A 15,422-nucleotide genomic window follows, 5' to 3' on the forward strand; every position below is an offset into this window, starting at 1 on the left:
TTTGTTTTTTTACCACAAATTACACAAATTTTCACAAATTTATTTATAGAACTAATCGTTTGTGAGTTAGTGATTTATTTTGAAAATTAGCAATAATTCCAATTTGAGAACTTGCAAGTTTTATATAATTTAATGTTTGTGCAATATGTTCGTTATTGATTTCTTTGACTGTTTTTATTTCTAAAATTATCTCATCATAAATAATAAAATCAGCGTAAAATTTATGAGGAAGTATATTTCCTTTGTATTCGATTGAAAATTCTTTTTCTCTTTCAAACGGAATGTTTTTATTTTTAAATTCAATTTCCAAAGCATCTTTATATACAACTTCCAATAAACCAGGGCCTAAAATCCGATGAACTTCCATACAAATACCAATTATAATATAATTCTCTTCTTGTTTGTAATATTCCATAAATTTGATACTTGGTTTAATTTGGTAAAACAGTATTTACTAAAATTAATTTGCGAAAATTTGTGTAATTTGTGGTGAAAAAAATTAATTCATCTCACTCAAACTAACTGCTTCCCCAATCAAAGTTCCGCTGGTGCAACTCGTGATTTTTACATTTACAAATTCACCAATTTTATAATCTTCTTTTGGAAACACCACCACAATGCTTTGGGAATTTCTTCCTGACCAATCTTTTTCAGATTTTTTCGATGCTTTTTCTACCAAAACTTCCACGATTTGTCCCACGAATTCCTGAGTTCTTAAGGCGCTGTGACTTCTTTGTAGATCGACAATCTCTTGTAATCTTCGCGATTTTGTGGTTTCGGGAACGTCATCTTCCATTTTACGTTCGGCTAATGTTCCCGGGCGTTCGGAGTATGCGTACATATAACCAAAACTGTATTTCACGTGTTCCATCAAACTCAAGGTGTCTTGATGATCTTCTTCGGTTTCAGTTGGAAAACCTGAAATTAAGTCTTGTGTAACGGAACAATCTGGTATTATAGTTCTGATTTTATCAATCAAAGTCATATACTCTTCACGAGTGTGCAAACGGTTCATTTCCTTGAGAATTCTGTTGCTTCCTGATTGAACTGGCAAGTGAATGTGGTTGCAAATGTTTGAATGTTTCGCAATAACGTGCAAAACACTTTCGTGCATATCCTGTGGATTGGAAGTCGAAAAACGGATGCGCATTTTTGGAAAACCAACAGCCGCCATTTTGAGCAGTTGATCAAAATCAACCGCGGTTGCTTTTTGTATTTCAGAAGCATTGTCGAAATCTTTTTTCAATCCTCCACCATACCATAAATAGCTATCTACATTTTGGCCTAAAAGTGTAATTTCTTTAAAACCTTTGTCCCATAAATCCTGAATTTCCTTCTTAATACTTTGTGGCTCACGGCTGCGTTCGCGACCTCGGGTAAAAGGCACTACACAAAACGTACACATATTGTCGCAACCCCGAGTAATGGAAACAAAAGCCGAAACGCCATTCGAGTTCAATCGAACGGGAGAGATATCGCCATAAGTTTCGTCTTTGGATAAAATAACGTTGATGGCATCGCGACCTGCTGAAACTTCGGCCAATAAATTGGGTAAATCTTTGTAGGCATCAGGACCAACAACTAAGTCCACAATCTTTTCTTCGTCAAGAAATTTTTCTTTCAAACGTTCTGCCATACAGCCCAAAACCCCAACTTTCATTTTTGGATTCGTGCGTTTTACGGCATTGTATTTTTCCAAACGTTTGCGAATAGTTTGTTCTGCTTTGTCGCGAATCGAACAGGTGTTTACCAAAACCAAATCGGCTTCTTCAAGGATTTGTGTGGTATTGTATCCGTTTGACGATAGGATGGAAGCCACGATTTCACTGTCCGAAAAATTCATTGCACAGCCGTAACTTTCTATAAAAAGTTTTTTTGTATTTTCAGGTTTGTTTTCTAAAACTAGACTTTCGCCTTGCTTGCTTTCTTCTATAATCTTTTCCATAGTCACTTTCAAAAGTGTGATTTTATTAAGGATGCAAAGGTACAATTATTTGAATGAATATGACAAGATGTCAGATGAAGAATTAACAATGTTTTAAGTGGTTGTGAATTACGAAAAGTTTCATTACAAAATAGGACCTTTTTGTCGTGGCGTAAGTAATCTCCTGTTTTAATGTTTGCGTGAAAAGTGTATTGATTTGGATTTTTATCAATAACTTCACATTATTGATTTGGATTTTTATCATTTATATAGTATTTTTGCCTTGGATTTTTATCAAAGTGTATGTATTTAGAAAGAAAAATTGATGTTGAATTAGAAATTTGGAAACAATTGCCAAACAGAAAGCCACTGATTTTAAGAGGTGCGAGGCAAGTTGGCAAATCTTCTAGTGTGAAAAATCTATCTACGAAATTTAAGTATTTTATTGAAATAAATTTTGATGAAAATCCTACCTATGCTACTATTTTTGAGAAAGGATTAGATCCTGCTGGGATTTGTGAACAACTTTCGGTAATTTCAAATACGCCAATTATCGAGGGAGAAACATTATTATTTTTCGATGAAATTCAATCTTGTATTCCTGCAATTTCTTCTTTGAGGTATTTTTATGAAAAAATGCCCAATTTGCATCTTATTGCTGCGGGTTCATTATTGGAGTTTGCATTATCTGAAATCCCATCTTTTGGAGTTGGAAGAGTCCGCTCCATTTTTATGTATCCACTTTCCTTCGAGGAATTTTTATTGGCAAACAAGGAAAATGGATTAGTTGAAGCGTTGAATAAGGCAACAACAAAAACAGCTTTCCCCGAATTATTTCATCAAAAGTTGAAAACTTATTTGAAAAAATTTTTAATTATAGGAGGAATGCCCGAAGCTGTGAAAACCTATATTTCTAATGGAGATATGTTGGAAGTTCAAAGGGTTTTAGATGATTTAATACTTTCGATTCAAGCAGATTTCGTAAAATATAAAATTAGGGTTTCGCCAGCAAGAATTCGGGAAGTATTTGATGCTGTAGTGAAGCAAGTTGGAAATAAATTCAGTTATTCCTATCCAAATGCCACATTAAACAATGTTCAGATTAAGGAAGCATTAGTTCTTTTAGAAATGGCTGGGTTAGTCTATTTTGTTACACATTCGGCAAGTAATGGCATTCCTATTGGAGCGGAAATAAATTCTAAAAAAAGAAAAATTTTGCTTTTTGATACAGGAATATTCCAAAGAATTCAAGGTTTAAATATTGCGCAATTGCTTATCGAAGATGACTTCAACAGCATTAACAAGGGGAATATTGCCGAATTGCTTGTGGGTTTAGAGTTGATAAAAAACACTTCTTGCTACGAAAAAACGCATTTGTATTATTGGCAGCGAGAAGCTAAAAATAGCCAAGCTGAAGTAGATTATGTCATTCAAAAACAAGATAAAATTATTCCAATCGAGGTAAAAGCTGGAACTAAAGGCAGTATGCAAAGTCTGTATTTATTTCTTGAAGAAAAAAAACTAGACTTTGGAATACGGCTGTCATTAGAGAATTTCTCTGAAATGGAAAAAATAAAAATTGTTCCGTTGTATGCAGTTGGAAATTTATTGACGAGTTGATGATTGTAAAACCAAACCCTTTCAAAGTTCAAAACTCTGAAAGGGTTGCTAGGTTTATACTATTATTTTCAAACTACCATTTACCGAAAAGGATAGGACATAATATTACATTTTAAATCAACTAAACTATTTTTAAAATCATTTTTATTCAGCCGAAACTAATTTTTTTAGGCTGTTATATACTGCTAGCTCAACATCGGCGTGGTTTTTTGAATTGCATTGTTCTAATAAATCGTTCACTAAAGTTGGATTTACAATTTGTTTTTTTTCTATTTTTAAAAGCAGTTGTTGTGATAAATCGCTTAAACTTTTTGATAATGGTAAAAGAGGCTGAATAAGCGGTGCATTTGAACTCAACTCGATCAACTCAGCATTGACATTAATCCATTTTTTAAAATAATCAGTTACTAAAAGCTGGTTTTCTGAGCTTTTATTTTTTAGATAATTAGTTACTGCTGCGTCAAAGCCTAAAGCATCTTTGGCGTCTGGCGTACTAGCATCGGCAAAAAGGGTAAACGGTGAATAAGTTTTATATTCTGTGCCTTCATTGTTTCTGGAATATAGTTTCAGCGGTTCACAAATATTGGAAAAATCCTCCAAAGCAGTATTCGTTTGATTGTTGCTGATGTGTCGCAATAGGACTTCTTTGTTTCTGATATGAGTGATTCCTAGCTCTTCTAATTGCAAAGAAATAACGTTCATTCTTTTGCGTAAGCTAGTCATATCTGTGATGTTTTCATTAGACCATAATCTTTCGGCTATGGCAGCTGTTCTTGGCCAAATTCTAGAGTCTATGGTTGTTGGAGTTACCAATTCGCTCCATATTGGGGCTTCTCCACCCAAAATTCTTGCTTTTTCTTCGGTAGTAAGCGTAATGTTTTTTGGCATTGGATCATTCAAATAATGATTTTCGACCCCCAACATTAAATCAATATAATAGCCGTTAGACAAAACCGTTTTATAGCCGTTTTTCACTGCATTTACGAGAGATTGTCCCGCTGCGATTCCTTCGTTTGAACCTTTCCAAGAATGAATTATGGCCTCTTTTGATAGGTTTTTAGTCATTATTTCTTCCCAGCCCATCAATGTTTTGTTGTGTTTTTTCAACATTGGAATCAATTGCATCGTAAAATAGGTTTGCAATTCGTGATTGTTTGCAAAATTGTTTTTCTTTTTGAATTCCTGAATTTTTGGATTCGAATCCCAATCTTTTCCTTCGTTTTCGTCTCCGCCAATGTGGAAAAAATTTCCTAAAAACAATGGGCAAACTTCATCGAAAATTTCACTCAATAGTTGATACGTTTTTGGATTTGAAGGGTCCAATGTTGGGGTAAAAATTCCTGAATTTCTTTCGAGAGAATAGGTATTTTCATCAAAATTGAGTTTGCTTCCCACTTCAGGATAAGCGGTTAGGATAGCTGATCCGTGACCTGGAACATCAATTTCAGGAACAACCATAATGCCTCTTTCATCAGCATATTTCACTATGTTTTTGATTTCTTCTTGCGTATAATAATTTCCGTCTGAGGACAATTGGATCAGTTTGGGATGATTTTTCAATTCGATTCTCCAGCCTTGATCATCGGTTAAATGCCAATGAAAAACATTCATTTTCATAGCTGCCATCGCATCCAAATTTCTTTTGATAACATCTACAGGTTGAAAATGGCGAGCTGCATCTATCATCAATCCTCGCCAAGTAAATCTTGGAAAATCCGAAATCGTAGCCGTTGGGAAATAGTAAGAAGTGCTATTATTTTGAAGTAACTGCAATAGAGTTTCCAATGCGTGAATAGCTCCTAAATCGGAATTAGCATTGATAGTTATTTTGTTAGATTGAATTTCTAGTTGATAGCTTTCATCTTGGTTTATTCCAATTTTTCCAGATTGTGAGCAATTTATTTGCAATTGTGCAGAGGGGAATTCATTGATTTTGGTCACGAAACCTTGATTAAAAAACAGTCCGGTTCTTCCGTCTAATCTTCTTAAGAACTGTGATGTTCGGGCAAAAATTCGAGGATTTGGATTTCCAGTAATATTTACTTTAAAATTTTTGTCTAAAGCAAAACTGCCATTTGTTACGCTAATAGATTGTGGCCAAGGCATTAGATTTAAGGCGTCGGTTTTGACTTGGGAATTTGCTAAAAAGCAAGAGGCAAATAGGATGAAAATGTATTTCATTTTTTATATGTTGTTTTTTGATAGATTTTTAATAATCAAAACGTTTAAAAGCTTCGATGGCTTCATACTCGGCAAGACCTAAATCGTCATACAGTTTTGCAGTGTTTTTGTTGCGATCTTCGGCTCTAACCCAAAATTCTCGTGGATCATTTCCTAGAAACATTACTCTGTCTTTTTGAGATTGATGGTACAAAATAGCGTGTTTTTTGATGGTTACTTCGTCTGGACTCAATGGAACCGCCATGTCTATTTCGTGTAAGTCCCATTCGTGCCAAGCGCCTCGATATAGCCACAACCAACAATCATCCATATATGGATTTGGTTTGAGTTTTTTCAGGGCAGCAAAAATGGCATTTAAACAGACTTCATGAGTTCCGTGTGGATCAGCAAGATCTCCAGCTGCAAAAATTTGATGTGGTTTTATCTTGGCAATAATGTCGGATACCCGTTTAATGTCTTCTTCACCAATTGGGTTTTTCTTTACCTGACCAGTTTCATAAAAAGGCATGTCTAAGAAATGGATGTTCTCGTCTTTTAATCCAATGTATCTTACTGCAGCAAAGGATTCGCGTCGTCTAATCAATCCTTTTAATTTTCGAACTTCGAGTAAATCTACTTGATTTTCAGATTTCTTATTTAAGAAATCTATTGCGGATTGGAAATTTATTTTGCTTTTCTCTTCTCCCACAAAATCATAGCAAACTTCGGCAAATTTGAGTGCTTCATCATCCGTTACAGCAATGTTTCCGGAAGTTTGATACACTACGTGAACGTCGTGACCTTGTTTTATTAATTTTGAAAAAGTTCCGCCCATTGAAATCACATCATCATCGGGATGTGGACTAAAAAGGATCACTCTTTTTTTGGCTGGATTGGCTCTTTCGGGTCTGTTGCTGTCGTCTGTATTGGGTTTTCCACCTGGCCAACCCGTAATGGTGTGTTGCAATACATTAAACATGTTAATGTTCAAATCATATGCAGAACCGCCAGATGCCAAAAGATCAGACATTCCGTTGTTGTTATAATCTCTATCGGTGAGTTTTAATATCGATTGTTTTGTTTTTTGGCAAAGCCAAACAATTGCTTTGCTTTTTAATTCCTGTGTCCAAATACATTCTCCAACGAGCCAAGGGGTTTTATATCGCGTCAATTCTGAGGCTGCAGATTGGTCTAAGATAAAAGTGGCATTGCTGTGATTTTGCAAAAATGTAGCTGGAACTTCGGAGCTAATATCACCTTGAATGGTTCTTTTGATAATGTCGGCTTTATTTTGTCCCCAAGCCATCAACACAATTCTTTTAGAACGAAGAATGGTTGAAACGCCCATTGTAACTGCTCTTTTTGGAACGAAATCAATGCCATTAAAATCGAAAGAAGCATCTACTCTAGTAATGTGATCCAATGTAATAATTCGAGTTCCTGAATTGATGTGGGAACCAGGTTCGTTGAAACCAACGTGACCTGTCCTACCAATTCCTAATAATTGAAAATCGAGTCCACCAGCATTTTTAATCTTCATTTCATAATCAATGCAATATTGATTCAAATCTTCAAAAGCTACAGTTCCGTCGGGAATATTAACATTTTCAGCCTCGATATCAATGTGATTGAATAGATGCTGGTGCATAAAATAAAAATAGCTTTGATTGTTCTCTTTTGACATTGGATAATATTCATCCAAATTAAAAGTAATCACATTGCTAAAACTAAGCCCATCTTCTTTGTGCATTCTAACTAATTCTTCATACACTTTTATTGGAGATGATCCTGTTGCTAAGCCCAATACGCAAGGTTTGTTTTTTGCTTGTTTGGATTTTATTAACTGTGCTATTTCTTGTGCAACAATTTTAGAGGCTTCTGCTGAATTTTTGAAAATTTCGTTGTGGATTTTTTCAAATCTAGTTTCTTCAAATTTACCAGGGCTTTTATAGCTAATGTCAGGTTTAATTTCTAAAGCAGTTTTCATGATTTTATTTTATTTTTTACTAATTTAAAGAATAAATTTTTATAAAAGGTTTTAAACCCACTAATTCAGATTTATTTCGCTTTGTTTTTAAAGTTAGTTACAGCGTAAATTTAACATTAATCTCATTCCCAAAAAAATAAATTCTCCCAACTGTCTAAAAGTTTCAACCAACGACAATATTTAATCCATAATGCGTATTTTGAAAACGTTTTCTTTTTTTTATATTTGTAAAAAGCCTTTTTAATTGCCAAATTGTTTAAAGTTGTAAAAATGTTTTTATAGGAATTCACCAGAGAGAAATTAATTAGTTTGGTAAAAAGTGAGTAAAATAACGGACATGAAATTTGAAATAAAACTTCAAAACCATTTTTGGTTTTGGGGCATTTATTTTTTACTCAACTTCTTGCGTTGGGGAGCTTATTTTAACGATTATGGTTATTCTTTTAAATCCAACTTAGTTGAATTTGCGCTTCATATTCCTTTGGTTTATTTTAATTTATTTGTTTTGATTCCGCATTATGTGTTAAAATCTCACTATTATAAATTTGCTATAGCTTTACTGTTGAGTTTAATGGCGGTCTATTTATTGAAAACAGGAATGACCTATTATATTATTTCTGAAAATATTTGGCCAGAAGCCAATAGAGATTACAAACCTTTCGAAATGAATCATATTGTGGCCGTTTGTATTGGCGAATTGTACGTTTTGGCAATGGCGTCATCGGTATATTTGACACTGACTTGGTTAAAAGAAAGAGATCGAAACAGAGCTTTGAGGGAAGAACAGTTTAAAATAAAATTGAAATACCTGAAAAACCAGATTCAGCCTCATTTTTTCTTTAACACCCTGAATAATTTGTATGCTTTGTCACTTGAATCGTCAGACAAAGTTCCGGATGTGATTATAAAATTGTCAAAATTGATGGAATATGTTTTGTACGACATCGAAGGAACCAAATTTGTTCCTTTAATCAAAGAAATCGATTATATCCAGAATTATATTGAAATTGAAAAACTCCGATTCGAAAACGTAGAAGTAACTATAAATATAGAATCGAATATTGATGATGTAAAAGTTCCTCCTTTATTATTTATTTCGCTACTGGAAAACGCCTTTAAACACGGGGGTTACAACAATAGTAAACTTATAATAAAGATAAATTGTAAACTTGCTGATGGTTTCTTGAATTTTGAAATCATAAATAATTTTGTACTTTCACAAAGTGTAAAAAGCTCAAACGGAATTGGTTTGACCAATACCAAAAAGAGACTTAAATTGATTTTTAAAAATAATTTCACTTTAGAACATCAAGTGAAATTCAACTATTACATCATTCAATTGCAAATACCTATATATAATGAAGATTAAATGTGTATTGGTTGATGATGAACCTTTGGCTATAAAAGTCTTGCGAAATTATTTCGCAAATTTTTCAGAATTTGAAGTTATTGCTACATTTAACAATTCATTAGAAGGATTGGATTTTATCAATAACAACGCTGTTGATGCGGTATTTTTAGATATCAATATGCCAATGATGACCGGTTTCGAATTAATAAGTTTGATGGAAAATAAACCAAAAGTAGTCATTACAACCGCTTTTAGAGAATTTGCCGCCGAAAGTTATGACCTTGAAGTTTTAGATTATTTGGTAAAACCCATTCCGTTACCTCGATTTATAAAGTGCATCAATAGAATTACTACTGAATTCAGCCTAAAAAATAATCTTAAAATAGAACCACTTCGAGTTGATTCACACATTTTTATCAAAGTCGATAAAAAAATGGTGAAAATAAATATTGACGAAATCCTTTTTATCGAAGGTATGAAAGAATATATAAAAGTGGTGACCATCGATAAAACCTATATTACCCATAAATCCTTGACCTCCTTGTCCGAAGAATTGCCCTCAGAGCTGTTTATCCGAATCCATAAATCCTACACTATCGCCATAGATAAAGTAAAATTTATCGAAGGAAATAGAATTCAAATACATTCCTATGCAATACCCATTGGGCGAAATTACAGCAAAGACGTAAAAAGCAGAATTTTAGAATAACTATCTTATCCTTACTATAACTACCTTAAATGACTGGAACATTATCAAATAATAACTGTAGCCAAATACAGTAATTTTTTTTCGAATATATTGTTGAAAATAGGTGCAATTAGTTGTAACATATATTCGTTTAAGATTTATAAAATTCACTTTTAAAACCACTAAAAGTGCAATATTTAAAAAAAACTTCTACTTTTGTCCCAGAAAAATAGAACTATGGCAAAGAATTTAGTAATCGTTGAGTCCCCTGCGAAGGCAAAAACAATCGAGAAATTTCTAGGGAGTGACTATCAAGTCGAGTCGAGTTATGGGCACATTGCCGACTTGCCATCCAAAGAAATTGGTGTTGATGTAGAAAATGGTTTCAAACCAAAATACGAAGTTTCGGCCGATAAAAAAGCATTGGTTACTAAGCTCAAAGGACTTGCCAAAAAAGCCGAAATGGTTTGGTTAGCAAGTGATGAGGATCGCGAGGGTGAAGCAATTTCTTGGCATTTGTCCGAAGAATTAAATTTAGTAAAAGCCAAAACCAAACGTATTGTTTTTCATGAAATTACCAAAACTGCCATTCTAAAAGCAATCGATAATCCAAGAGAAATTGATTATAATTTGGTCAATGCGCAACAAGCTCGTAGGGTTTTAGACCGATTAGTAGGGTATGAATTATCTCCAGTTCTTTGGAGGAAAATTAAAGGAGGACTTTCGGCAGGACGTGTACAATCGGTTTCGGTTCGATTGATAGTCGAAAGGGAACGCGAAATCCAGAATTTCAATCCAATAGCTTCTTATTCGGTTGTTGCCGAATTTACAAATGAAGCTGGAAAATCATTCAAAGCCAAGCTGCCAAAGAATTTTAGCACCAAAAAAGAAGCCGAAGATTTCTTGAAAAAGAATATTGGTTCTAGTTATAAAGTTTCAGATCTTGAAACAAAACCAACAAAAAAATCACCAACTGGCCCTTTTACCACGTCTACTTTGCAACAAGAAGCCGCTAGAAAATTGTATTTGCCTGTTGGAATCACAATGCAATTAGCACAACGTTTGTATGAAGCTGGACTCATTACTTATATGAGAACAGACAGCGTGAATTTGTCGAAAGACGCGATGGAAGCAGCACAAGCCGAAATCATTAAATCCTACGGAAAGGAATTTTCGAAACCAAGAACTTTTGTTAATAAAAGCAAAGGTGCTCAAGAAGCTCACGAAGCGATTCGTCCAACGGATATGTCGCGACACACCGTAAACATTGATAGAGATCAAGCGCGTTTGTATGATTTGATTTGGAAAAGAACCTTAGCTTCGCAAATGAGCGATGCTGAATTGGAAAGAACTAACGTTAAAATCGCAGCTAATAATCATAGTGAACTATTCTCTGCATCAGGTGAAGTCTTACTTTTTGAAGGTTTCTTGAAAGTTTATCTTGAGGGAAATGATGACGATGAAGAGGAACAAGAAGGAATGCTTCCGGCAATGAAGGTTAACGAAAAATTACAAAACAATTACATCACAGCCACCGAAAGATATTCTCGTCCAGCGGCAAGATATACCGAAGCTTCTTTAGTAAAAAAATTAGAGGAATTAGGTATTGGTCGTCCTTCGACTTATGCACCAACGATTTCCACAATTATCAACAGAAATTATGTAGAGAAAGGAAATCTTGACGGACAGGAACGCAATTATACACAACTGATATTGCAATCCGGAAAAGTAGACGAGAAGTTGCTAAAAGAAAATACGGGTTCTGATAAAGGAAAATTAGTTCCAACAGATATTGGAACCATTGTTACCGATTTCTTAGTCAAAAATTTCGGAAACATATTGGATTATAATTTCACTGCAAAAGTGGAACAAGATTTTGATGAAATTGCCGAAGGAAATATCGAATGGACAAAAATGATGCAAGAATTCTACGATAAATTTCACCCTACTGTGAAAGATGTAGAAGCCAATGCCGATAGAGAAAGTGGTGAAAGAATTCTTGGAAAAGATCCTAAAACTGGGAAACAAGTTTCTGTTCGTTTAGGTAAATTTGGTCCAATGGCACAAATTGGTGAAGCGGATGATGAAGAGAAAAAATTTGCCAGTTTGATGAATGACCAAAATATTGGAAACATCACTTTGGAAGAAGTTTTGGATTTATTTCTGTTACCAAAAAACTTGGGTACATATAAAGAGGAAGAAGTTGAGGTGAGCAACGGTCGTTTTGGACCTTATGTTCGTCACGGAAGTGTTTTTGTTTCTTTGCCAAAAGGCGAAAACCCATTAGATGTTACTTTAGATAGAGCTCAAGAATTGATTGATGAAAAAGCACAAGCAGATGCTCCAATAGCGACATTCAAAGGTGAACCAGTTCAAAAAGGAACAGGGCGATTTGGACCATTTATTAAATGGGGTGGCATTTTTATTAATGTAAGCAAGAAATATAATTTTGATAATTTGTCTCAATCTGATATTATTGAATTGATTGAAGATAAATTGCAAAAAAATATAGACAAAGTTTTGCACAATTGGACAGCAGAAGGGATTTTAGTCGAAAAAGCCCGTTGGGGAAGATCGGTTATTACCAAGGGGAAAATCAAAATTGAATTGAGCAAAGATATTGATGCTACTAAATTGACTTTAGCTGATGTTCAAGAAATGATTGCTAAGAAAACTCCAGCAAAAAAAACAGTACCTAAAAAAGCTACCGCAGCTAAAAAACCTGCCGCAAAAAAAACTGTGTTAAAAAAGAAGTAAAAAAACACTAAATTCCAGTTTCTCCTTCCTCTCCTTCGGAGAAGGTCGGGGTGAGGAAAAAGATACAAAAATATGGAATTTGATTTTCTGAAACCTTTAGATAGTGAAATCCTTCAGTTTATTGAGGAAGTTTCTTCTCAGCAATTGGGAAGTAAAGTGATAGTGCATACTGCTGATGATTTTCCTGATTTAGATAAAATTAAAATAGCAATCATTGGTGTTTTAGAAAACAGAGGAGAAAGTAATCAAACGGAAGAAATAGATTTATCACACATCCGCAAAGAATTATACGGTTTGTTTCCTGGAAATTGGGATGCTTCGATTGCAGATTTGGGTAATATTCTTGCAGGAAATTCGATTACTGACACTCATTTTGCATTGCGGAAAGTGGTTTCAAGCTTAATTAAAAAGAAAATCATTCCTATTGTTATAGGAGGCTCACAAGATTTGACTTATGCGCTTTATAGAGCTTATGATGAATTGGAACAAATGGTAAACTTAGTTTCCATTGATAGTAAATTTGATTTTGGCAAAGAAAGTGATGCTGTTTCGGCTACTTCCTATTTGACTAAAATAATAATCGAGGAGCCCAATAATCTATTTAATTTTAGCAATATCGGGTATCAGACCTATTATAATTCGCAGGAAGAAATTGATTTAATCGATAAATTATTTTTTGAAGCGTATCGTTTGGGAGATATTTCTAACAATATATCAATTGCGGAGCCTGTATTTAGAGATGCAGACATTGTGAGTATTGACTTAACTTCGGTGAAATCATCCGATTCTGGTAATAATAGTCCATTTACTCCCAATGGTTTTAGTGGAAAAGAAATTTGTGCGCTGTCGAGATATTCGGGAATTAGTGATAAGGTCTCGCTTTTAGGTATTTTCAATCATAATAATTCCAACGAGGAATCCGTTTTAATAGCCCAAATTATTTGGTACTTTATCGAAGGGTTTCATTACCGTTCGAATGAGTATCCTTTTGGAAGTCGAGAAAACTATATAAAATACATAATTCCTCTAGAGGAAGAGTTGATTTTTTATAAAAGCAATAAAACCGATAGATGGTGGATTGAAATACCTTTTATTTCATATGGCAATAATAAGTTAAAGAAAAGCTCGTTATTACCTTGCTCTTATGAGGAATATTTAGGAGCTTGTAATCAGGATATTCCTGAAAGATGGTGGAAAGCTCAGCGAAAAAATATCCTCTAAAGCAACGTTGAAGGACTCCCAAATTTTTTAAAAGAGATTAAATAACTCAAAAAGTTTCTGATCTATTGATATGTAAATTCTTATAAAAAATAATTTTTTGTGTTTTTTATCGTTATTTTTGGTGTTTTATCGATAAAATATTTTTTTCTTTCCGTTTTTAATTTTAGTTTTGGACTTAGAAATAAATAGTACTCTAAATAATTGTTTTATTAAAGAATAATAAATAGGTTTACAAACTGAATAATAATGAATAATTAACCCTATTGATATGAAGAAGTTTATTGCTTTTGCTGCAATTTTAGCATTACTAATTGGATGTGGTAAGATTTCCGACAAAGGAGAACTAGTCGGAGTTAAAGGTGCTAAATGGCATCCTGAAAAACCTTATGGTATGACATTAGTTCCTGGTGGTTCTTTTATAATGGGAAAATCCGATGCGGATGTTGCCAATGTAGGTGATGCAACGACAAAAACTGTTACAGTTCGGTCTTTTTATATGGACGAAACGGAAATTACAAATAGAGAATACCGTCAATTTGTAGAATGGGTAAAAGACTCTACAATGAGAGTTCGTTTAGCTATATTAGCCGATGAACAGGGTATAAAACCGGGTGCTGGATCAGCAAAAGGCAAAGGAAAAAATACTGGAAGTATTGGTGATTTTGCTTTTAATGATCAAGATCCAGAAAAAATGACCGCCTACGATAAATATATGTACGACAACTATTATAGTATAGGTACAGCTGACGATATTTACGCAGGTAGGAAACTCAACCGAAAAGTAAAACTGATTAAAGATACAAAATCATATCCAGACGAATTTTATACTGAAGTTATGGATTCAATGTATTTGCCTCTCGAAGCTTCCTATAATGGTTTGAGAACTATTGACGTAGATAAATTAAAATTTAGATATTCTTGGATGGATATTCAAGCTGCTGCTAAAGCAAAAGTGGGAAAAAGAAAAGATTTTATTAGAACAGAACAAATAAAAGTATATCCCGATACAACCACTTGGATTAAAGATTTTTCGTATTCTTATAACGAACCAATGCACAACGATTATTTTTGGCATCAAGCTTATGGTGATTATCCTGTTGTGGGTGTAAATTGGCAACAAGCTAAAGCATTTTGTGCCTGGAGAACATTGAATAAGAATATCTATATCAAATCTAAAAAGAAAGGTCGTGATCAAACCAATAATTTCAGATTACCTACTGAAGCAGAATGGGAATATTCGGCCAGAGGTGGTTTAGAATCGGCTACTTATCCTTGGGGTGGTCCTTACACTAAAAACGATAGAGGTTGTTTCCTTGCTAATTTCAAACCAATGAGAGGAGATTATGCAGCAGATGAAGCTTTATACACTGTAGAAGCAAAATCATATGAACCAAATGGCTATAACCTTTATAACATGGCAGGTAACGTTGCAGAATGGACAGAATCTGCATATGATCCAAACGCCTACGAATATGTTTCTTCAATGAATCCAAATAACACTGATACTTCAAACAAACGTAAAGTAGTTCGTGGAGGTTCTTGGAAAGATGTTGCTTATTTCCTTCAAGTAAGTACCAGAACTTTTGAATATGCCGATTCAGCTAGAAGTTTCATCGGATTTAGAACAGTTCAGGATTATATGGGAACCCAATCAACTGAAAAATTAAAGAATAAAAAGTAACCCCTACATAAATTAAAACAAATTAACCTAAAA

General features: G+C 34.0%; 10 protein-coding genes. 6 read left to right on the top strand and 4 right to left on the bottom strand.

Annotation, left to right across the window (positions count from 1 at the left end):
* Positions 1-43: 43 nt before the first annotated feature.
* The gene (locus tag FNW17_RS03500; RefSeq protein WP_143391332.1) at positions 44-415 is read right to left on the bottom strand and encodes a GxxExxY protein; all 372 of its coding nucleotides are present in this window, start codon (positions 413-415) and stop codon (positions 44-46) included.
* Between the two features lie 84 nt (positions 416-499).
* Positions 500-1,945 (bottom strand): tRNA (N6-isopentenyl adenosine(37)-C2)-methylthiotransferase MiaB, encoded by a 1,446-nt coding sequence (gene miaB, locus FNW17_RS03505; RefSeq protein ID WP_143391333.1) that lies wholly within the window; start codon positions 1,943-1,945, stop codon positions 500-502.
* Positions 1,946-2,227: 282 nt separating this feature from the next.
* Between miaB and FNW17_RS03510 the strand changes: the two genes are divergently transcribed.
* A complete protein-coding gene (locus FNW17_RS03510) occupies positions 2,228-3,544 on the top strand; it encodes an ATP-binding protein (protein ID WP_143391334.1) in 1,317 nt (438 codons plus the stop codon).
* 144 nt (positions 3,545-3,688) lie between these two features.
* Here the strand turns inward: FNW17_RS03510 and FNW17_RS03515 are convergent, their stop codons facing one another.
* The gene (locus tag FNW17_RS03515; RefSeq protein ID WP_143391335.1) at positions 3,689-5,725 is read right to left on the bottom strand and encodes a beta-N-acetylhexosaminidase; all 2,037 of its coding nucleotides are present in this window, start codon (positions 5,723-5,725) and stop codon (positions 3,689-3,691) included.
* 28 nt (positions 5,726-5,753) lie between these two features.
* Positions 5,754-7,691, bottom strand: coding sequence for a glucosamine-6-phosphate deaminase (gene nagB / locus FNW17_RS03520; RefSeq protein WP_144070887.1), 1,938 nt, complete (start codon positions 7,689-7,691; stop codon positions 5,754-5,756).
* A gap of 337 nt (positions 7,692-8,028) precedes the next feature.
* Here nagB and FNW17_RS03525 point away from each other — a divergent pair, with 337 nt between their 5' ends.
* The 5 genes from FNW17_RS03525 (at position 8,029) to porK (ending at position 15,389) form a co-directional block, all read left to right on the top strand.
* On the top strand, positions 8,029-9,060 hold the full coding sequence (locus FNW17_RS03525; RefSeq protein ID WP_394344361.1) for a sensor histidine kinase: 1,032 nt from the start codon (positions 8,029-8,031) through the stop codon (positions 9,058-9,060).
* Positions 9,050-9,751 (top strand): LytR/AlgR family response regulator transcription factor, encoded by a 702-nt coding sequence (locus FNW17_RS03530; protein WP_143391338.1) that lies wholly within the window; start codon positions 9,050-9,052, stop codon positions 9,749-9,751. Before FNW17_RS03525 ends, FNW17_RS03530 begins: the two co-directional genes overlap by 11 nt.
* A gap of 216 nt (positions 9,752-9,967) precedes the next feature.
* Entirely contained in the window at positions 9,968-12,487 is a 2,520-nt protein-coding gene (gene topA, locus FNW17_RS03535; protein ID WP_144070888.1) for a type I DNA topoisomerase, read from the top strand.
* Between the two features lie 72 nt (positions 12,488-12,559).
* A complete protein-coding gene (locus tag FNW17_RS03540) occupies positions 12,560-13,708 on the top strand; it encodes a formimidoylglutamase (protein ID WP_143391340.1) in 1,149 nt (382 codons plus the stop codon).
* A 268-nt stretch (positions 13,709-13,976) separates the two neighbouring features.
* Complete coding sequence (gene porK, locus FNW17_RS03545) at positions 13,977-15,389, top strand: T9SS ring complex lipoprotein PorK/GldK (protein WP_144070889.1); 1,413 nt, start codon at positions 13,977-13,979, stop codon at positions 15,387-15,389.
* Positions 15,390-15,422: the final 33 nt, after the last annotated feature.

It is taken from the genome of Flavobacterium franklandianum (assembly GCF_007097365.1).
Lineage (GTDB): Bacteria > Bacteroidota > Bacteroidia > Flavobacteriales > Flavobacteriaceae > Flavobacterium > Flavobacterium franklandianum.